The organism is Pseudoalteromonas sp. MMG010 (assembly GCF_018100905.1).
In the GTDB taxonomy this organism is placed as follows: domain Bacteria; phylum Pseudomonadota; class Gammaproteobacteria; order Enterobacterales; family Alteromonadaceae; genus Pseudoalteromonas.
This window is the reverse complement of record NZ_JAGJEG010000006.1, coordinates 177,030-196,172: the sequence shown is the minus strand read 5'-3', so window position 1 is coordinate 196,172 and position 19,143 is coordinate 177,030. Positions and strand designations below refer to the sequence as shown.

At 37.0% G+C, this 19,143-nt stretch carries 18 protein-coding genes and 4 tRNA genes; 10 read left to right on the top strand and 12 right to left on the bottom strand.

Annotated elements, in window-relative coordinates:
- The 7 genes from rsxA to J8L70_RS08720 form a co-directional block, all read right to left on the bottom strand.
- Positions 1–582: an electron transport complex subunit RsxA gene (gene rsxA / locus J8L70_RS08750; protein WP_211055160.1), complete on the bottom strand. Its 582-nt coding sequence runs from the start codon at positions 580–582 to the stop codon at positions 1–3.
- A gap of 81 nt (positions 583–663) precedes the next feature.
- The gene (locus J8L70_RS08745) at positions 664–1,488 is read right to left on the bottom strand and encodes a transporter substrate-binding domain-containing protein (protein ID WP_211055159.1); all 825 of its coding nucleotides are present in this window, start codon (positions 1,486–1,488) and stop codon (positions 664–666) included.
- Positions 1,489–1,503: 15 nt separating this feature from the next.
- The gene (locus J8L70_RS08740) at positions 1,504–3,447 is read right to left on the bottom strand and encodes an EAL domain-containing protein (protein ID WP_211055158.1); all 1,944 of its coding nucleotides are present in this window, start codon (positions 3,445–3,447) and stop codon (positions 1,504–1,506) included.
- 151 nt (positions 3,448–3,598) lie between these two features.
- A tRNA-Asn gene (locus J8L70_RS08735) sits at positions 3,599–3,675 on the bottom strand.
- A gap of 24 nt (positions 3,676–3,699) precedes the next feature.
- Positions 3,700–3,776 (bottom strand) — tRNA-Asn (locus J8L70_RS08730).
- Between the two features lie 19 nt (positions 3,777–3,795).
- Positions 3,796–3,872 (bottom strand) — tRNA-Asn (locus J8L70_RS08725).
- A gap of 21 nt (positions 3,873–3,893) precedes the next feature.
- Positions 3,894–3,970: transfer RNA gene (locus tag J8L70_RS08720), tRNA-Asn, on the bottom strand.
- Between the two features lie 1,230 nt (positions 3,971–5,200).
- On the opposite strand from J8L70_RS08720, the gene J8L70_RS08715 reads away from it, so the two are divergent.
- From J8L70_RS08715 to J8L70_RS08695, 5 genes are all read left to right on the top strand, one after another.
- A complete protein-coding gene (locus tag J8L70_RS08715) occupies positions 5,201–6,565 on the top strand; it encodes an MATE family efflux transporter (protein WP_211055157.1) in 1,365 nt (454 codons plus the stop codon).
- An 11-nt stretch (positions 6,566–6,576) separates the two neighbouring features.
- On the top strand, positions 6,577–8,571 hold the full coding sequence (gene uvrB, locus J8L70_RS08710) for an excinuclease ABC subunit UvrB (RefSeq protein ID WP_211055156.1): 1,995 nt from the start codon (positions 6,577–6,579) through the stop codon (positions 8,569–8,571).
- 2 nt (positions 8,572–8,573) lie between these two features.
- Positions 8,574–9,512, top strand: coding sequence for a class I SAM-dependent methyltransferase (locus J8L70_RS08705; RefSeq protein WP_211055154.1), 939 nt, complete (start codon positions 8,574–8,576; stop codon positions 9,510–9,512).
- 13 nt (positions 9,513–9,525) lie between these two features.
- Positions 9,526–10,197 (top strand): tRNA (adenine(22)-N(1))-methyltransferase TrmK, encoded by a 672-nt coding sequence (locus tag J8L70_RS08700; RefSeq protein ID WP_211055153.1) that lies wholly within the window; start codon positions 9,526–9,528, stop codon positions 10,195–10,197.
- Between the two features lie 100 nt (positions 10,198–10,297).
- A complete protein-coding gene (locus J8L70_RS08695) occupies positions 10,298–11,305 on the top strand; it encodes a hypothetical protein (RefSeq protein ID WP_211055152.1) in 1,008 nt (335 codons plus the stop codon).
- Here the strand turns inward: J8L70_RS08695 and J8L70_RS08690 are convergent.
- Entirely contained in the window at positions 11,302–11,544 is a 243-nt protein-coding gene (locus J8L70_RS08690; RefSeq protein WP_211055151.1) for a hypothetical protein, read from the bottom strand. The two genes, J8L70_RS08695 and J8L70_RS08690, sit on opposite strands and share 4 nt — an antisense overlap.
- A gap of 138 nt (positions 11,545–11,682) precedes the next feature.
- Here J8L70_RS08690 and J8L70_RS08685 point away from each other — a divergent pair, with 138 nt between their 5' ends.
- Positions 11,683–12,132: an isoprenylcysteine carboxylmethyltransferase family protein gene (locus tag J8L70_RS08685; protein WP_211055150.1), complete on the top strand. Its 450-nt coding sequence runs from the start codon at positions 11,683–11,685 to the stop codon at positions 12,130–12,132.
- Positions 12,133–12,188: 56 nt separating this feature from the next.
- On the opposite strand, the gene queC is transcribed toward J8L70_RS08685, so the two are convergent.
- Positions 12,189–12,851 carry a 7-cyano-7-deazaguanine synthase QueC gene (gene queC, locus J8L70_RS08680; RefSeq protein ID WP_211055149.1) on the bottom strand — a complete coding sequence of 221 codons (663 nt, stop codon included), beginning with the start codon at positions 12,849–12,851 and terminating at the stop codon, positions 12,189–12,191.
- A 143-nt stretch (positions 12,852–12,994) separates the two neighbouring features.
- Between queC and queE the strand changes: the two genes are divergently transcribed.
- The gene (gene queE, locus J8L70_RS08675) at positions 12,995–13,660 is read left to right on the top strand and encodes a 7-carboxy-7-deazaguanine synthase QueE (RefSeq protein ID WP_211055147.1); all 666 of its coding nucleotides are present in this window, start codon (positions 12,995–12,997) and stop codon (positions 13,658–13,660) included.
- 87 nt (positions 13,661–13,747) lie between these two features.
- Here the strand turns inward: queE and bcp are convergent, their stop codons facing one another.
- Both bcp and J8L70_RS08665 read right to left on the bottom strand, forming a co-directional pair.
- Positions 13,748–14,233 (bottom strand): thioredoxin-dependent thiol peroxidase, encoded by a 486-nt coding sequence (gene bcp, locus J8L70_RS08670; protein WP_211055146.1) that lies wholly within the window; start codon positions 14,231–14,233, stop codon positions 13,748–13,750.
- An 11-nt stretch (positions 14,234–14,244) separates the two neighbouring features.
- Positions 14,245–14,778, bottom strand: a complete 534-nt coding sequence (locus J8L70_RS08665; RefSeq protein ID WP_211055145.1) for an ACT domain-containing protein — start codon at positions 14,776–14,778, stop codon at positions 14,245–14,247.
- A gap of 344 nt (positions 14,779–15,122) precedes the next feature.
- Between J8L70_RS08665 and bamC the strand changes: the two genes are divergently transcribed.
- Together bamC and J8L70_RS08655 are read left to right on the top strand one after the other, a co-directional pair.
- Entirely contained in the window at positions 15,123–16,187 is a 1,065-nt protein-coding gene (gene bamC, locus J8L70_RS08660; RefSeq protein WP_211055144.1) for an outer membrane protein assembly factor BamC, read from the top strand.
- Between the two features lie 62 nt (positions 16,188–16,249).
- Positions 16,250–17,620, top strand: a complete 1,371-nt coding sequence (locus J8L70_RS08655; RefSeq protein ID WP_211055143.1) for a YjiH family protein — start codon at positions 16,250–16,252, stop codon at positions 17,618–17,620.
- Between the two features lie 92 nt (positions 17,621–17,712).
- Here J8L70_RS08655 and J8L70_RS08650 read toward each other — a convergent pair whose 3' ends face one another.
- Positions 17,713–18,246, bottom strand: a complete 534-nt coding sequence (locus J8L70_RS08650) for an acyloxyacyl hydrolase (RefSeq protein ID WP_211055142.1) — start codon at positions 18,244–18,246, stop codon at positions 17,713–17,715.
- 235 nt (positions 18,247–18,481) lie between these two features.
- Between J8L70_RS08650 and J8L70_RS08645 the strand changes: the two genes are divergently transcribed.
- Positions 18,482–19,075 (top strand): ABC transporter substrate-binding protein, encoded by a 594-nt coding sequence (locus J8L70_RS08645; protein WP_211055141.1) that lies wholly within the window; start codon positions 18,482–18,484, stop codon positions 19,073–19,075.
- Positions 19,076–19,143: the final 68 nt, after the last annotated feature.

The following is a 19,143-nucleotide window of genomic DNA, read 5'->3' as shown; positions in this document are numbered from 1 at the left end:
TTAAAATTTCACTAATCCAGAAAAACCCATAAATGCCATCGACATTAAACCTGCCGTTATCATGGCAATCGATGCCCCTTTAAATGGGGTTGGGACGTCTGCAGCGGCAATACGTTCGCGCATTGCTGCAAACAATACCAGTACTAATGAAAAGCCAACGGCGGCGCCAAAACCGTAAATTGCAGACTGTAAAAAGCTGTGTTGTTCTTGAATATTAAGAATGGCAACACCTAAAACAGCACAGTTAGTGGTGATCAATGGTAAAAAAATACCCAGTAAACGATAAAGTGTAGGACTTGTTTTTCGAACCACCATTTCGGTGAATTGTACCACGACAGCGATGACTAAAATAAAGCTCATAGTACGTAAAAATGTGATATCTAATGGGATAAGAATATACTGGTTTACAAGATAGCTAGTTACCGAAGCAAGCGTCAGCACGAAGGTTGTGGCCAAAGACATGCCAATTGCAGTGTCTAACTTACCAGAAACCCCCATAAATGGGCATAAGCCTAAAAATTGTACTAATACAAAGTTATTAACGAGCACGGTGCCAATTAATAACATAACATATTCAGTCATGTTCGCCTCAAGCATTAAAAAACGTCGTTATTATCCTTTTTTATTCGTGTTTTAACAACACGTATAAGGTAAATAAACAACTCATTCGTGAATGATATTATATTGCATTAGTAACTGTGGCGTAATGGAAACCGTTTCAATATTATATTTGGCTAAAATATCTTTAAACTGATTATGTGCAACATACAGTTTGTATAGAGTTTGGTTAAATTGTATCAGTTGCAAACGTGAGGTTTGTATTTTATTAAATGTCACAAAGTAGGGGTGTTCACTATAGGTAAACGCATGTTGAATATTGTCGAGCCCAAATTGCGCTAGGTGGGTTTTAGCTTGTAAGTTGTTCGCAAAGTATGCATCGATGCGCTTATGATCAAGCATTTTTACGCCGGTGCCATTGGCGTCAGTGATTAAGGTAATGCTAAATTCTTTTAAACCCTGAGAGTGCATTTTTTGTTTGAGTTTTTCTAGCTGATATGAAGCATTTGAAGGGCCAAAAACCCCCACATTTAATGTTTGAATATCAGCAAGTGACGTAATGGGCTCTTTTAATGAGTCGTTAGAATAAAAAAAGCCATATTGCATATTCATTAATGGAATCGAAAAATAAAGCTGATGATCTCGCTCTGTATTCCATCCCATTGGAAAGTTGGCCTGTACCTGGTTGTTTTCAAGCATTAATTTTGAGCGTCGATTAGGGACACTAATAAAATGGCACTGATAATCTAGTTCGTTACATGCAAGTGATAATATGTCGACAAACGGGCCTGTAGGGTTATTGTCTTGATCAATTGATGAAAAAGGGGGGTAATTGTGGGTACTAAAAGTTAATGTTAATTGCTCTGCTTTAGCTGCGGCTAAAGTAAAAGGCATAATCAAACAATATACTAAACTTAATATAGCTTTCATTATGCCTCCACAGAGTTATATATCTTTAGGTTTTTCTATGTAATAACCTTGTACGCCATCTAAGCATAAAGTTTCAACAATGTGTTTTTCTTCTTGGCTTTCTACACCTTCAGCAAAAACACTTACCCCTATTCTGTGTGCAAGATCGACCATTAAGCGCATAAAGTATTGATTGTTTTTATCTTCTTCTAAACCACGGGTATAACTGGCATCCATTTTAATAAAGTCAGGTTTTAAATCTCTGAAAAACTTAAACGAGGTTAAACCCACACCAAAACGCTCAACGGTGATACGTGCACCCACCCGATGAACCATATCGATAAAGCGTTTACTCGCTTTAATATTTTGTTGAAGGCCAAACTCGCTGACTTCAAACACTAATTTTGATGCAATATGTGTATCTTTTAATAAGCGACGTTCTAACCAAATAACAAATTGATCGTTATGTGCGCTCGAAGCGGTAACATTTAAACCAAAAAACTTTTCTGATAAGTTTCGGCTTTTTACTTTTTCAAGTGATGAATCAATAATGAGCTTATCAATATCAATTGCCATATCCAGTTTTTCAGCCATGGCTAAAAACGACGCAGTAGGGAGAACTTGATTGTCTTCTGTTTTAAAACGTACCTGAATTTCTGCATATGCTTTAATACTTTTACCAAGTGGCATAATATTTTGCATAACTAAATGAACACGTTTTGATTCAATAACTTCGGTAATAACTTTGCGCCAATTTTGATTACCAAAACCGGCACTGACATTGTTAACTAAATCGGTTTCACGTTGTACATGCCAACCATTGATTTGTTTAGATTGTGCCATACTCATTGCATTATCGACGATAGATAATAACTCACCAAGCGGTTTACCTTTTTCGTAGCCAACAATTCCCGTGTTTGCTACTGAATTGAGTTCTTGATTTTGTTGGTATTGTGTAAATCTAGATTGCAGATTTTCGCCAAAACGTTCAGCTTCTTTAAGAGGTGTGTTAGGCAAAATAACAGCAAAGTCTGAGCTGTTAAGTCGGTAAATTTGGCTGCCAGTGTATGTGCCGCTAATATGTTTAATAATATCAGCAACGCCTTTGACATAATCGTCACCTTTTTGATAACCACGGCTTTGATTTATAGTTTGCAGTTCACTACAGCGCACAAGTGCTAACGAACCAAACGTACTGACCTCGGTATTTTCGATGTGCCTTTCATAATATTCCACAAACATATTACGGTTACCTAAAGAGGTAACAATATCTTTGTAGGCTTCATGTTTAATGGTGAGTGCTTCATTTTGAATATCTTCACTTTTACTTTTTAAAAACAAAGATAAACGATTAAAGCTTGGCACTAAATCTTTACCTAAATGCTTGAGTTTACCTGAATCAAGAGATTTATCTAAACCGCTGCCGATTTCGTTTTGATTAATGTAGATATCAATAATGTCAGCAATCGTAGTACTTATATTTTTGTTAAGCTTGTAAAATAAGCCTTTCATAAGTGCGATAGGGATAAACACTAAAAATGCACTCATGAGAAAAAAAACAATAAAGGCTGTTTGTAATTGTTCAGCCAACGATTGAACGTTAATTGTAAACTCTAGTTTTATATCCGCATGATCATTTACAGCATATTGCGGACGAATAGAGTTAAAAGCCGATTGTATCAGCGACGCAAGTAATGGAAGAGGGGTGTTATTTGATAAATTAATTACCTCTTCACCTTGGTAATCTCGTAATATTAAATTTGAGAAAGTAGTGCCATCAGCTAAAGCCGTTTTAATTCGCTTATTCGCTACATCGTCTAAAGTGAGAGAGTTAATGTAATGAGTTACTGATTTTTGAGCGTGCAATTGTGAAGCACGTACTGTGTTATCAAAGTTAACTGCCATGAAGTAGCTTCCAGCCGCAACACAAAGTAACCATGAAATAATTTGAATAAAAATTAGTTTTTTAAAGCCTGTCATTTTATAAATTCTTTTAATTGTTCAAATGGAAAGGAATCACGTCCTTGATTATTCAACTAATTGCAACATATTAAAGTAATAAATAATGTTTTAGTTATAAGGTAGTAGAGTAGAGGAAAAATTGGAAAAAGTCTATGGGGATCTTGTACGTTGGCTCCCCCTCCCCGACTCGAACGGGGGACCTGCGGATTAACAGTCCGTCGCTCTAACCAACTGAGCTAAGGGGGAATCGTTTTAAACTATATTATGATTTGGCTCCCCCTCCCCGACTCGAACGGGGGACCTGCGGATTAACAGTCCGTCGCTCTAACCAACTGAGCTAAGGGGGAACAATCATATTCATAAACTTGGCTCCCCCTCCCCGACTCGAACGGGGGACCTGCGGATTAACAGTCCGTCGCTCTAACCAACTGAGCTAAGGGGGAATCGTTTATGGTTAAAAAGCTTGGCTCCCCCTCCCCGACTCGAACGGGGGACCTGCGGATTAACAGTCCGTCGCTCTAACCAACTGAGCTAAGGGGGAAGCGTATTGCCTTTCAACGGGGCGAAATATTAATGACCGCGTCGCAAAGTGTCAACATAAAAAGATCATAATTTAAAAAAACAGGGCTGTTCGTTGTTTTTATGTTCAAAACGTACGTTTTATAACGCTTTTTTTTAGCGATATAGACCATTTGTAACAATTTCATATTTTAAATTGTTTGTTTTTTACTCTCTTTTGTATGCCAAGTGAAGGGTAATCCATTGCTGTAGGAAAAAACGGGCGATGAAAACTTAGCGCGTTCATTCATTATTTTGTTATTTCGAGAATCGCTCTATCGCAATAAATTGATCGTTGAATAGGGTGATTATTATTTTTGACCTGATATCTGTGTCTCTTCAGGAGATAAAAACATGATCATAAAGTTTGGATTTTAATCTCTTTAAAAAAAGAGCGCGGGGCTAATTAAAGTCAATATGTCATTACACAATTGGCAAAATAAAATGTATCAACGCACATTAACTTTTCAGGCCTTAGTATAAAAAAAGCGAAAGTGCGAATGTTTTATTTTCCCTTGCGTGGTGAGGCGATGTTTTAGATTTACATAAAGCCTTAATTAATGCGGGGTAGAGTGAGTTATCCACGGAATCTGTGGATAACTATGTTTATGAAACTTTAAGAACGTGATCAAGCTCAGGTATTTAGGGCGCTTCAACGATTTCAAGTATTTAAATTGTTTTTTTTTACTATTTTAAAATCAATAAGTTAAAAAAATACAGTAAAAAATATTTTGATTCGAAATGAATATGATTGCAGTCTGTTGAAACAAATATACATTGTGTGAAAAAACATCATAACTCAGACGAATGTGTTAATTATTTAGCTTAAATATATTATTTCCATGCTTTGAAAGAAAATTAACTACAAACACTATAAAAGTATTTGTTACTTAATTAAGTTAGGTGTAATTATTTAGCAATCAAAAAGAAAAGAGACATAATATTTAATAAAAATTAGTCGTTCCACTCATTACAGCTAACTGGCTTTGTTTAATGGTAAATATTCATAAATCTCTATTTTTTAATAGTTTAAAGGTTTTTATTAAATTTATTTCACACTTAGCTTTTCACTTCATTGTTGTACATTAGCTATATTTACCAGTCATTTTTACCGTATACTTTATTTTCATCTAATAGATTGTATAAAGCCATAGCTTGCGGTGTCTGAATGCTTTAAAATAAAATAATCTGTATAAGAGGCTATTTAATTAAAATGCGCGCAATGTCACCTACTCAATCACGCCCTGATCTACTTAATGCTCCTATATTGCCTACCTTGAAAAAAATGACGATTCCAATGATTTTCGGCATGATTGCATTAATGATGTTTAATATTGTTGATACTTTTTTTATTAGTTTATTGGGAACAGAGCCCTTAGCGGCGGTTAGTTTTACATTTCCTGTAACTTTTACTGTTATTAGTTTAGCTATCGGCTTAGGCATAGGAACATCTGCGGTAATAGCAAAGGCTTTGGGCAGTAATAACCTGACCGAAGCTCGGTTCGATGCGACGATATCTCTTTTAGTGGCAGTCGTTCTTGTTCTCTGTTTATCTTTGCTAGGGTATTTACTCATCGATCCTATTTTTATTTTATTAGGGGCAGGGGAGCAAGTATTACCGTTAATTCACGATTACATGAATATTTGGTTTATGGGGAGTGTGTTTTTAATTACCCCTATGATTGGCAATTCTGTTTTGCGCGCCAGTGGTGATACCACAACACCGAGCTTAATTATGGGAGGGGCGGGCTTGGTGAATGCGATTTTAGATCCCATTCTTATTTTTGGTTTTGGTCCAATCCCTGCCTATGGTATTTCGGGGGCCGCTATTGCAAGTGTGATTGCATGGGCGTGTGGTGTGTGTGTGGTGCTTTATTTATTAGCCTTTAAAAAACGTTTGTTAAGTATGAAACCTGGCACACAAACCCCGTTGAGTTGTGCAATAAAAGTATTAAAAATAGGGGTGCCAGCAGCGGGGGCTAATATGTTAACGCCTATAGCGATGGCAGTAATGACAGCATTAGTCGCTTATCATGGCCCGCAAGCTGTTGCCGCATTTGGTGTAGGTAGCCGAATAGAGTCAATTGCCAGTATTTTAGTGCTTGCTTTATCTATGACTTTACCGCCTTTTGTGAGTCAAAATTTTGGGGCGGCTAAGTTAAATCGTGTAAAAGAGGCCTATAAAAGCACACTGAAGTTTGTCATGATTTGGCAATTTTCTATTTACCTTGTATTAATTGCACTTTCCTCCGTTATAAGCCAGCTGTTTGGTAAAGAGCAAGCCGTGGTAGATGTAATTAAGTTGTTTATTTACACTTTACCACTTAGTTATGGTTTACAAGGGGTGATCATTTTATCTAATTCATCGTTTAATGCCTTACATAAACCTATGAATGCCTTAATATTAAGTGTGATTCGTTTATTTGTTTTTTACTTGCCTTTAGCTTATATCGGTAATGAAATAGCCGGTTTGTTAGGGTTATTTATTGGCGCGGCTTTAGGCAATTTGTTTACTGCATTAGTGGCCTATAAATGGTTTATTAAACAATTACAAGAATTAAGCGATCAAAGCGTATAGGAGTCCCAGTAATGAGTGACCATTTTCAATTAGAATCTAAGTTTAAGCCTGCGGGGGATCAACCAACAGCGATTGAACAGTTGTGTGATGGCTTAGAAGCCGGGCTTGCGCATCAAACCTTATTAGGGGCTACGGGGACAGGTAAAACCTTTACGATGGCCAACATCATTAATGATTTGAATCGGCCCACCATTATTATGGCGCATAATAAAACCTTAGCTGCTCAGCTTTATGGTGAAATGAAAGAATTTTTTCCTCACAATGCGGTTGAATATTTTGTCTCATATTATGATTATTATCAGCCCGAAGCTTATGTCGTCGCCAGTGATACATTTATTGAAAAAGATGCATCGATTAACGAACACATAGAACAAATGCGATTAAGCGCAACTAAAGCGCTATTAGAGCGACGAGATACCATTATTGTCGCCTCGGTTTCAGCAATTTATGGTTTGGGAGATCCCGACTCATACATGAAAATGATGCTGTTATTGAAAGTAGGCGAAACCCTAGATCAACGCGATATGTTAAGGCGTTTGGCTGAGCTTCAGTATACTCGCAATGATATAGACTTTAGCCGAGGAACGTATCGAGTGCGTGGTGAAGTTGTCGATATTTTCCCTGCTGAATCGGACACTTATGCTGTTCGTGTAGAGATGTTTGATGATGAAATTGAGCGTTTAAGCATTTTTGATCCACTGACCGGGGCCGTTGAAAAACACATTGTTCGGGCCACAATATACCCTAAAACACATTATGTTACGCCAAGAGAAAAAATACTCAGTGCAATCGAAAATATTAAAGCTGAATTAAAAGAGCGCAGAGCACAGTTACTCAGTGTTAATAAATTAGTTGAAGAACAGCGGGTTGCACAGCGTACCCAATATGACATAGAAATGATGACCGAGCTTGGTTATTGTTCTGGAATAGAAAATTACAGCCGATATCTATCAGGACGTACACCGGGTGATCCACCCCCTACGTTACTTGATTATTTGCCTGATGACGCTTTGATGATTATTGATGAATCACATGTCACGGTATCTCAAATAGGCGCTATGTACAAAGGCGACCGAAGTCGTAAAGAAAACCTTGTTGAATATGGTTTTAGGATGCCATCAGCAATGGATAATCGACCATTGCGTTTTGAAGAATTTGAAGCAATCGCGCCGCAAACGATTTATGTATCGGCCACCCCCGGCGATTTTGAACTTGAGCGCAGTGCGGGTGAAGTCGCTGAACAAGTTATCCGTCCTACAGGGTTACTCGACCCTGAAATAGAAATACGCCCAGTGGGGACTCAAGTTGATGATTTATTATCTGAAATATACAAATGTGTAGAATTGGGCGAACGGGTACTGGTAACAACGTTAACCAAACGGATGTCTGAAGATTTAACGGATTACTTAAGTGAGCATAATGTTAAGGTGCGATATCTTCACTCTGATATCGATACTGTTGAGCGAGTTGAAATAATTCGCGATTTACGTGCTGGAGTTTTCGATGTGTTAGTGGGTATTAACTTACTCAGAGAGGGACTAGATATGCCTGAAGTTGCATTAGTGGCAATTCTTGATGCTGATAAAGAAGGCTTTTTACGTTCAGCTCGTTCATTAATTCAAACAATCGGTCGTGCGGCACGTCATTTAAAAGGACGCGCAATTTTATATGGTGATAAAGTAACTAAGTCGATGAAAAAAGCCATTGATGAAACACAAAGGCGACGCGAGATACAACATGCTTATAATGTCGCTAATGATATTGAGCCACAGGCATTAGTGAAGGCTATTACCGATATTATGGATGTAGGTGAAGACGCTGCGCCAAAAGATAATTTAACGCTTATTCGTAAAGAATCTAAAAAAGTGCTAAGTGCAAAAGAAATTGCCAGCGAAATAAAACAACTAGAAAATAAAATGCATGCTTACGCGAGCGAATTAGAGTTTGAAAAAGCCGGCTCGGTGCGTGATCAAATCCATGAACTTCAACAACAGCTGATAAATTAACAATGACAACTTACTTTGCCCCCCTGATTGACGCGCTAAACAATGCTCCAATAACAGATAATGAACTATGTCGAGTATTTCACGGTAGAGGACATACTATTGAAGCATTGAGTCATATTAATTTAGATTTTTACCCACCTTGTTTGTTTGTGGTGTCGTATGAAGAAATTGAGCAAGATACGCTTGACGAACTCACTGCGACATTATGGCAATGGGCACAAGATAACCAGTCGGACTTGATTACTTCATTGGTTTATCAACAGCGCGCAGGTGTAAATAGCCATAATCAATTGGTATATGGTGAATTACCACAGCCACATGTAGTAAAAGAAAATGGGATTCGTTTTTTAGTTGATTTAACCAGCAGGCAAAATACCGGTATTTTTCCTGATATGCGCCAAGGCAGAGAGTTTGTTATGGCGCAAAGCAACAATGCAAAAGTGCTTAATCTGTTTTCTTATACCTGTGGTTTTTCTCTTGCTGCAATGCAAGGCGCAGCGCAACATGTGATGAATATGGATATGAGCAAAGGGGTATTAAAAATAGGCAAACAAAATCATCAGCTTAATGGTTTTGATAGGAATGTCAGTTTTTTACCACATGATATTTTAAAGTCATTTGGTAAATTAAAAAAAGCAGCCCCATTTGATTTAATTATTGTCGATCCGCCGAGTTTTCAAAAAGGGAGTTTTGTTTTAACCAAAGACTATCAAAAAGTACTTCGTCGTTTACCTGAATTACTCAATGAAAAAACTCAGCTTTTGTTATGTGCTAATAGCCCTGAGTTGAGTGAAGCACAGTTTAAAGCGTTAATAGCAGAGCATACTGGTGATAGCATTGAATTTGTTGAACGTTTAGCGGCTACAAGCGGGTTTGTTGATATTAATACTGATAAAAGTTTAAAAGCATTAATTTATAAATCAACATTGAAAAATGCTTAATTGGCATCGTTAAATGTCATTAAGCAAGCGTTTATCAGCCATAAATATGCGGGTTACAGCACCAACCGATGTTGTTTGGGACTGCTGTTGTGACCATGGCCAATTAGGACTGAGCTTATTAGCGAGAGATGCAGCAAAGCAAATTCGATTTGTTGATATTGTGCCTGATATTATGCATCAGCTAACAAAAAAACTCAGTGGATTAAATAATTTATCGCCTAGCTGTAATAAAACGCAATCTTGGCAGGTCTTGTGTCAAGATGTCGGTAATATCCGCCTTGACGATAATGCTCAACACGTGATTATTATTGCCGGGGTTGGCGGTGAACTACTGCTTGAATTAGTTAAACAAATTGTTGCGAATAATGATCATACTAACCTTGCAAACAGCCGTTTTATAGTCTGCCCAGTACTGCATACTTATCATCTAAGAGAAGGGTTAAAGCAGCTAGGGTTTGGTTTGTTACATGAGCAGATTGTGCTAGAGAACAAGCGCTTTTATGAAGTGTTAGAGGTGAGTTTTAATAGTAACAATGCGTTATCCCTAACCGGTTCGTTAATGTGGGATTTTACGCAAGCATCGCATGTAATATATCACCAACAATTACTACGCCACTATAACAAAATGGTGAAAACGAATGCCATTTTTAAAGAGGTTATTGCCGACTATCAAATGCTCATTTAATGTTACTATATTAAAGAGTAGATTGTGATCTAACTGCGTTACTTTACTCGTAGAATGATTAACGTTTACAGCGCATATTGCGCATTTGTTTGGTTGAGTTATGTCAGATAAAAACAGTCAATTTAACTTATCGCTAAATTTAGGTGAAGCCGTATTAAATAGTTACGAAAAACCGATTGCTTATGCACCGAGTGTGCAATTACCTAATAACAATCAGGTTGTTCCGCAACACTTTTTACGCTATGACCATACTTTAGACAGTGTTAAAAAAATTTTAGAAAACATTGATTTTTCTACGCATTTTAGGGTGCTGGCCGCCCAAAAGAATAACGAAATATATATTCAAGTGGCTGTATTAAGTCCCGATAACTATCAAACTTCCAATGCTAAAAAATTACTTTTTGGGCGGCGTTGGTTAGTAGAGAAAGAATTACCTACCTCTGAATTAATTCAAACCGCATTTTTAGCATTAAAAATAGCGCGTGAACATGAAGTGAGAGAGCTGTTTCAGTTTTGTCATAGTAAAGGCAGCAGCACACCTTTTAATAACCATCACGATTTACCTTTAATGGCACAAAACCCAGAACTAATAACTGCAGATACGCCACAGGATAACATCACTGATTTTATTACTAAAACTAGGTTTAATGGTGAAAAAATTAAGCTACAGCAGCGCCAAGTTCTCACCAATGAGCAATGTCTTTACACTATTTTGTTAACGTGTGACGACTGCCAATTGGAAGACTTTAATAATAAGTCATTGTCGTTTTTAAGCGCGGTTAGTTGTACTAATCAATTTATGCACGACCTAATTGCAGCACTGATCAATGAGAGTAATGATTTTGTTAATGAAAACTTTAAATACTTAGGATTAGCACGCTTTAGTAAAAACATCAGTGCTGAAAAAATAGGCGAGTTAAGTATTGCTATGCGCTCAACAGAGGCGGTTGATTTGTGCGTATTAGGGAAGCAACATGCAAACCAGCTTAACTTTGAAATAGACAGTGGCCGAGCACCTGATGGCTGCGGTCAAGTAATAGGGCACTTTTTAGCTGCTCATGGAATAGAACAGCCAGAAAATGCGCATTTGTATACTAATCGTTTTTAAAGTTTATTAATTTCGTTTTTTACATCAAAGCTAGAATCTGTAACGATAGCCTCAAGTGTTTGTACTCTATTTTTAAGTTCAGACACTTGAGCTTGCATCGCGTGTAGCTGTTGGTTTGCTTGATTGTTGCTATCGAGGGTTTTATGCTTAAACTCTAAATGTTTTTTATACATATCGTAAATAACTCCCGAGCCAACGGATATTAAAACAATTAAAACTATCATCGTGGTACCCGACATAATGTATTCCTCACTGAATCTTTATTTAATAAAGTAAGTATAACTAAAAACTCATTGTTCGTTAGCTGACATTTGTAACCAGATTTGTTTAAATATTGTTTATATTAAGGATTGGTAATCATTTTTTGGTAGGACACTATGCTAAACAACAAAATTCCCCCAGTGCTAGTTTTATTTGTGTTTGCTTTATTTATGGCCCTTATTGCGTTTAAAACCGCAATAGATTACTCGTCGTTTATTACTGTTCTATCTTTGTTATCGGTAAGTATTGGTGTGATATTTGGTATTGCGGGTGTGATTAGTTTTCGACAGGCTAAAACAACTCTAAATCCACAAAAAATTGACAATACCTCTGAGCTTGTTACATCTGGGATATTTAAGATTACCCGCAACCCTATGTACGTAGGGCTCACTTTTTTACTGATTGGCTGGGGTTTTTGGCTAACTTCTATTTATGCGTTGATTGGTGTGGTTGGGTTTGTTTTTTATATTACGTATTTTCAAATAAAACCTGAAGAAAAAGCCTTACTTCGGTTGTTCCCGGAACAATATAAACACTACATGAGTAAAGTTAGACGTTGGTTATAAAAAGTTTATTATAAAAAGGCTAAGGTGTATTAGCCTCTTTATTGGCTACAGAGTGATTATTGCACTTCGTATTCAAGTGGGTCGGTGAGGTTATTTAGGCTAAATGCTTCTAAACGTTCTTGGCATGCGCCACACTTACCACATGCTTTTTCTCGGCCATTATAACAAGTCCAAGTTTGGCTGTAATCTAAGCCCATTTTAATACCGTCGGTTAAAATATCAATTTTAGTACTGTTTAAGTAAGGGCTGAAAATTTCAACGGCATCGTAATTGGCAATACGACAAACATCATCCATTTTTTTTACAAATTCAGGGCGGCAATCAGGGTAAATTGCATGATCCCCTGAATGGGCACCATAATATACTTGGCTAGCTTTAAGTGATACAGCATACCCAACAGCAAGCGATAGCAAAATCATATTACGATTAGGCACGATAGTACTTTTCATGCTTTCTTCTTCGTAATGACCTTCAGGGACATCAATATTATCGGTTAAAGAAGAGCCACCGATCAGTTGGTTTATCGCTGATATATCGACAATTTTATGAGGAACATTAAGTGATTCACACACACTTGCAGCAACTTTTAATTCTTTTACATGACGTTGGCCGTAATCAAATGATAACGCATAAACTTCATGCCCTTGCTGTAAGGCTTTATTTAATACGGTAAATGAATCCATACCGCCGGAATAAATAACAACTACTTTTTGCGTCATATCTGCTTTGCTCTTCAGTTTTAATAGAGGTTTATATCAGGGCGCGATATACTACACGGCCACGGCATAAATAACAATTTTTGTACCGTGCTTTTGTTTTATATAGTAACAAAATAGTTGCTAGCGGTTAAGTGAGATTTCTTTTGTACAAAATTAATGAAGTGTTTGAAACGATTCAAGGTGAAGCGAGTTTTACTGGTACACCATCAATTTTTTTACGTTTACAAGGCTGCCCGGTTGGTTGCTCGTGGTGCGATACTAAGCAAACCTGGGATGTTGATAATGTATATAAAGTATCGCTAGATGAAACAGTAGAGAAAAAAGCCGATTCAGATCATTGGGCAGATGCCAATGCTCAGCAAATTTTAGCCTTGTTTGACTCAAGAGGGTATAGCGCTAAACATGTGGTGATAACCGGTGGTGAACCCTGTATGTTTGATTTAAACCCCGTGTGTAATTTATTACATGAACATGGCTTTTCTACGCAAATAGAAACCAGTGGCACATTTGAAATTTTAGCTCCTGAAGAGACGTGGGTTACGGTATCACCAAAAATTAATATGCGCGGTGGTTACGAAGTACTGACAAGTACGATGCAACGGGCGAACGAAATTAAGCACCCAGTCGCAATGCAAAAGCATGTTGATGAATTAGAAGCGTTGTTTGCTAAAACCGGGGTTAACCCTGCATTGGTATATTTACAGCCAATTAGCCAAAAAACATCAGCGACTAAACTGGCAATAGAAACCTGCATTGCAAAAAACTGGCGTTTATCAATTCAAGTTCATAAATATTTGGGTATTAGTTAGTTTTTAGTTGAGTATTTGCATAAATTATAATGTGAATAAATAAAAAAGCGCCCTTTAATTAAAGGGCGCTTTTTTTATGGGTTATCGTTAGCGTTGTTCTGACGCTAAATAATCTAATACAACTTGATGATGCTCTTTGGTTTTGAATTTATCAAATAAATGTTTAATGGTACCGTCTTGGCCAACTAAAAACGTTAGGCGATGAATGCCATCGTATTCTTTGCCCATAAATTTTTTGTAGCCCCATACACCGAATGCCTCAGCAATCGCATGATCTTCATCAGCTAAAAGATCAAAGTTTAGCTCTTTTTTAGTTTCAAAGTTTTTTAATCGTTTGATTGGGTCGGGGCTAATACCTACAACACGCGTGTTAAACTGAGCTAATTCATCTTGGTTGTCTCGTAAGTTCTCTGCTTGAACAGTACAACCCGGTGTCGATGCTTTAGGGTAAAAGTACACTAATACTTGTTGTTCTTTAAGTAATTCAGTTAGCGAAATGGTTTCATCATTTTGATTTTGTAGGCTAAAAGCCGGGGCTTTATCACCAGCTTGTATTGGGCTTATTTTATTCATAATAAAAATCCTTAACGAATTCGTCTAAAAATATAATCTACGTTGAGAGTGTGTGATAAGTTCTCAAAACTAATTTTAAATTTATCTATATCTACATCAATGGGGATATTAAATTCAATTTCACAGCGCATAGTGGTGTCTTGCTCAACTTGATCTGTGTCTGACTTTAGTGAGCAAATGCTAATATGATTATCGGCAAAAAAGCGCGTTACCTTGCTCAGTGTGCCAGGGGTATCAATGCCTGTATATTCTAAAGTATAGCCCGCACAAAACTCACTGGGTTCATGACTTGAAGTGCGTTTCATCATGGTTAATAAACCTAACTCCATTGCTTTGGTTGGCAACGTATGTTCAATACGGCTGATGGCAGACATATCACCATTTAATAGCATGATAAAAGTAAATTCACGGCCTAAAATAGCAATGCGGCTGTCAATAATATTACAATGACAATCACTCACTAATTGTGTTAATTCACTGACTATACCTGGTCTATCATCCCCTATCGCGGTCAAGACAATTTGATGGTTTGTAAATGCAGTCATGAAGTAAATATACCTAGGTTATTTGTACGTTGACGATTTAAATAGCGTTTGTGTAAAACTTTGTGCTGTATACGGCGGCGAAGTTTAACACAAAAAGACGTATAAACTATACACAGCAACAACTTTAGGCGGTTTTAAGTCCAGTGTTTCTTGTTTTTAGTGGCGTGTGAAAGTAACATGGACAAAATTTTGCGACTTGTGTTCAGTTTATGTATATAACCGAGCGTAAGTTGCTATCCAAATAGAAGTGTTAAGTTTAAATTAATTTTATACTGAACCAAATCGGTATAACCCACTCATATACTTGTTAAAACAATTAAAGGGTTTGCTAAGGAGAATTATCTGTGCAGTATTGGATCCCAAAAGCATTTGTTGTAAGTGCATTGGTCAGTTTATCTGGGTGTAGTATTTTCACCAACGACGCTCATAATGAGCGTAATTACCGTACCCATGAGTCGGTTAAAGTGCCTGAACAATTAGAAACACCGGCTGAAGACCCTGTTTATAAAATGGATGTGGCGCAATATGGAACAAACCCAGAAGCGAAAAACTATCGTCCGCCTGCTCAGGTATTAACGATAGCGCAAGGTAGCTGGGTTGAAGAAAATGATAAACAATCACGTGTTTATTTTGATAAGAATGATTATGTAGATGATTTGAATGAATTTATTTGGCGTGCAGTAAAAGATACGCTAAGTGCGAATAACACGCAGGCGCTAGCCTTTGATGAGCAAAAAAATACTTTAACAACAGACTGGTATGCACTTGTCATTCCTGAAAGTAATTGGTGGTCTTGGGGAGATGATACTCAACCTGATTTAGAGCGTTTTAAGTTTTTCATAGAAGAAAAGTCACATCAACGTACTGCATCATTACGTGCAGAATTAATCGATTTTCAAAGTGAAAATAACGAATTGACCGATCTTCTTAAGCAACAATTAGAAGTGTCTGCGCTTAATCAAGTTATTCGTGAGTATGACTTTTTATATCGTCAATTAGAAATAAATAAACGTAAAGCGCAAGGTAATATTTCTTTTACAATGGGCTTTGATAGCAAAGGTAACGCAGCGTTAGTTACACAGCAAAACTATGAAAATGTGTTTGAGCGTTTTTCTGGCTTTTTAGAAAGGTTGTCTTTCACAATTGTAGAAGTTAAGCCTGATTCTGGGTTGATTACTGCACAATACAATAAGCCGCAAAGCAGTGTTTGGGATTCAATTTGGGGTGATGAAGCACAGCAGTTACCGATTGAACAAGGCCAGTACCAAATTTTGGTTAGTGAATTACCATCAAACGGCACGAGCTTAACGTGGATGGATACTAAAGGGGAGCTACTTGATCCAAACACCATGAGCGCACTTCAACAAGCGCTAGAAGACGCACTACTAAAACGAAATGTAAAACTTTAAAACAATAATAAACGACACAAAAAGAGCATTAAGCTCTTTTTGTGTTTAAGCGGGTTAAAAAAATGACTGATAAAGCAACAAGTTTACCGTTTAGTAAACGTACATGGTTTACTTTTCTAGTACCGTCTCTTATTGGCGTGCTCTTGTTTATGACGCCGGTATCAAGTGGCGAGTTTATGACCATTCCTATTGCTATTATGGCAAAAGCTATTCAAGCTTTTTTAGCGGATTCAGCACTGGCTTTGATTACATGCATTATTTGTATTACCGGTATTATGTCTGCTATTACGGTTATTTTTAAACCGCGAATAATTTGTAATAACCCTCTTTTAAATCATTTGTTTAACGTTAATTTTGTTTGGTTTTTTATCCGCCTAATAGGCATGATATGCGTACTCATGACCTTTTATAAAATTGGCCCTGAGATGGTAAGCTCTGAAAATACCGGCTTGTTGGTTTTAAATGATTTGTTACCTGTTTTATTGTCAGTCTTTATTTTGGCTGGTTTATTACTGCCATTACTATTAAATTTTGGCTTATTAGAGCTGGTAGGTACTTTGCTAACAAAAGTGATGCGTCCGGTATTTAAAGTCCCTGGGCGCAGTGCTGTTGATTGTGCTGCCTCTTGGTTAGGAGATGGCTCTGTCGGTATTTTAATGACATCTCGTCAGTTTGAAGACAAGCATTACACACAACGTGAAGCGGCCATTATTGGGACAACTTTTTCAGCTGTGTCGATTACATTTTGTTTGGTCGTAATAGGGCAGGTGAAGCTGGAGTATTTATTTGCACCTTTTTATCTTACTGTATGTTTAGCGGGTATTATTGCTGCGGTTATCGTACCTCGCTTACCCCCTTTATGCTTTAAAAAGGATTTATTTATAGATGGCACTGCACCGGCTCATAACGCCGAACAAGTACCACACGGTAAAACATTAGTTTCGCATGCTTTAACGGTGGCTTTAACAAAAGCAGAAAAGGCGTCGGGCGTAAAAGGTACAATAAAAGAAGGGGTTCACAACGCACTTGATATGGTGTTTGCAGTGTTGCCAGTAGTTATGGCTATAGGAACTGTTGCACTTATTATTGCTGAATATACTCCATTATTTTATTACTTAGGTCAGCCATTTATTCCGTTTTTAGAGCTGTTAAATATACCCGAAGCTGAAAAAGCAGCAGAAACAATTATGGTTGGGTTTGCTGATATGTTTATCCCTTCTATCTTAGCGGCAAGCAGTATAGAAAGTGATGTCACTCGCTTTATTATTGCCGCAATGAGTGTAACGCAACTTATTTATATGTCAGAAGTTGGGGCGCTTTTACTGGGTAGTAAAATACCGGTTAATATATTTGAGCTGTTCATAATTTTTATATTAAGAACGTTAGTGACACTTCCGGTTATCGCGTTAATGGCGCATTGGCTTGTCGGTTAGTATTTAAAATATGTGATTAAAGCCTGATTTTGATGGGTTTCAAAATCAGGCTTTGTTATTTTTAAATTGTACGAAATTGCCTTGTTATAACTTTACAAAGGCTGTGATAACGACAATGTGAGAAAGTTTATCCCTGGGTTTGGATGCTTAAAGCCTGCGTTTGAATAATGAATGACTCGCAGCGCTAAATCGGTATCACCAATAGTTGTTACTAATCCTATACGGTCCTCAAATTGGTAGTGAGTACTTAAGTTTTTCTCTGCAAAATAAGTCTTATTAATTAATGAGATGCCAATACCCGCTTCAATCGAAAAAAGTTTACCGTTAAAGTTAAAAGCTGGAAATTGTAATACCGGTGATATAGCCACAACCGTATTACTTTGTGAATGACCACTTTTATGAAATTGCCAGACATTGACACTGCTCTCAAAATAAAATTTCGCATGGCCAACTAACTTTTGTAATTGTGGAGCGTAATATTTATGGGCAAGCTTGATACCGGCGACATTCCCTTCACCTTTTAAAACATCAACACTATAACCGTGAAGCCTTTGCGCGTGGGCTTTAGAAGTTAAAGCTAAAAGTAAGATTAAAGTCAGTGTTATAGGGGCTTTTAATAGACGCATAGTGCCTTCTCTTAAATAAAAAGTTAAGAGAGTTATAAGGATGAGTTTATATAATTCAATATAGGTAAAAAGTAATTGTATACAGAGTGTTTCCAGTAGCTTTATAAGCTACTGATATTTAAAAGCTTATATTATTGGTGCTTGTTCGGCATTAATAAGGTGCTATTTATGGGGTTTTTTGTTGTGTAATAAAAAGTTAAATTAGCGCCATATTCATGATTTAGATTATAAGACAATGACAACAATGAGAACCCTATTAGCAATACTTGTTTTGTTTAGTGCAAACTTGTATGCCCAAGCACAACAAACACCCGATCAGCTACTTGAAACGGTTGCTCAGCAATTATTTCATGATATTGCACAAGTAAATAGCCAAGGTAATGCCAGTAAGCAAGATATGGCTGAAATTGTGGAAAAACAATTAATGCCGCACATTGATATTAAATTTGTTTCATTTAAATTGTTAGGCAAACATATTAAAGGCATTGATAGGGCACAAGCGACACGTTTTATTAGTGCGGTAGAGCATTATTTAACAGGGACTTATGCCGGTGCACTGATGAAGTATACTGGACAGAAAGTGATTTTTGAGCCAGCGACTAAACAAGGTGACTCTGGTTTTGCCACGGTAAAAACACAAATCATTAATGATAATGGTCCGGCCATCGATTTACATTTTAAATTACGTCAAGCCAAAGATAAAAGCTGGAAAGTATATGATATTGTGGCTGAAGGGATTTCGTTATTAAGTGCAAAACAAAAAGAAGTTATTCAACGTATTTCTGATGTTGGACTTGAAACTGTGATTAATGAATTATCAGCTAAATAAACGTACACCGTCGTATTTTTTCTTTAAAACGCAGTCAGTAATTTATACTGACTGCGTTTTATTTTTTT

What these genes read in the sequence shown, in the direction of transcription:
- rsxA (WP_211055160.1), bottom strand. Translation starts at nt 582, where the DNA reads ATGACTGAATATGTTATGTTATTAATTGGCACCGTGCTCGTTAATAAC.
- J8L70_RS08745 (WP_211055159.1), bottom strand. Translation starts at nt 1,488, where the DNA reads ATGAAAGCTATATTAAGTTTAGTATATTGTTTGATTATGCCTTTTACT.
- J8L70_RS08740 (WP_211055158.1), bottom strand. Translation starts at nt 3,447, where the DNA reads ATGACAGGCTTTAAAAAACTAATTTTTATTCAAATTATTTCATGGTTA.
- J8L70_RS08715 (WP_211055157.1), top strand. Translation starts at nt 5,201, where the DNA reads ATGCGCGCAATGTCACCTACTCAATCACGCCCTGATCTACTTAATGCT.
- uvrB (WP_211055156.1), top strand. Translation starts at nt 6,577, where the DNA reads ATGAGTGACCATTTTCAATTAGAATCTAAGTTTAAGCCTGCGGGGGAT.
- J8L70_RS08705 (WP_211055154.1), top strand. Translation starts at nt 8,574, where the DNA reads ATGACAACTTACTTTGCCCCCCTGATTGACGCGCTAAACAATGCTCCA.
- J8L70_RS08700 (WP_211055153.1), top strand. Translation starts at nt 9,526, where the DNA reads ATGTCATTAAGCAAGCGTTTATCAGCCATAAATATGCGGGTTACAGCA.
- J8L70_RS08695 (WP_211055152.1), top strand. Translation starts at nt 10,298, where the DNA reads ATGTCAGATAAAAACAGTCAATTTAACTTATCGCTAAATTTAGGTGAA.
- J8L70_RS08690 (WP_211055151.1), bottom strand. Translation starts at nt 11,544, where the DNA reads ATGTCGGGTACCACGATGATAGTTTTAATTGTTTTAATATCCGTTGGC.
- J8L70_RS08685 (WP_211055150.1), top strand. Translation starts at nt 11,683, where the DNA reads ATGCTAAACAACAAAATTCCCCCAGTGCTAGTTTTATTTGTGTTTGCT.
- queC (WP_211055149.1), bottom strand. Translation starts at nt 12,851, where the DNA reads ATGACGCAAAAAGTAGTTGTTATTTATTCCGGCGGTATGGATTCATTT.
- bcp (WP_211055146.1), bottom strand. Translation starts at nt 14,233, where the DNA reads ATGAATAAAATAAGCCCAATACAAGCTGGTGATAAAGCCCCGGCTTTT.
- J8L70_RS08665 (WP_211055145.1), bottom strand. Translation starts at nt 14,778, where the DNA reads ATGACTGCATTTACAAACCATCAAATTGTCTTGACCGCGATAGGGGAT.
- J8L70_RS08655 (WP_211055143.1), top strand. Translation starts at nt 16,250, where the DNA reads ATGACTGATAAAGCAACAAGTTTACCGTTTAGTAAACGTACATGGTTT.
- J8L70_RS08650 (WP_211055142.1), bottom strand. Translation starts at nt 18,246, where the DNA reads ATGCGTCTATTAAAAGCCCCTATAACACTGACTTTAATCTTACTTTTA.
- J8L70_RS08645 (WP_211055141.1), top strand. Translation starts at nt 18,482, where the DNA reads ATGACAACAATGAGAACCCTATTAGCAATACTTGTTTTGTTTAGTGCA.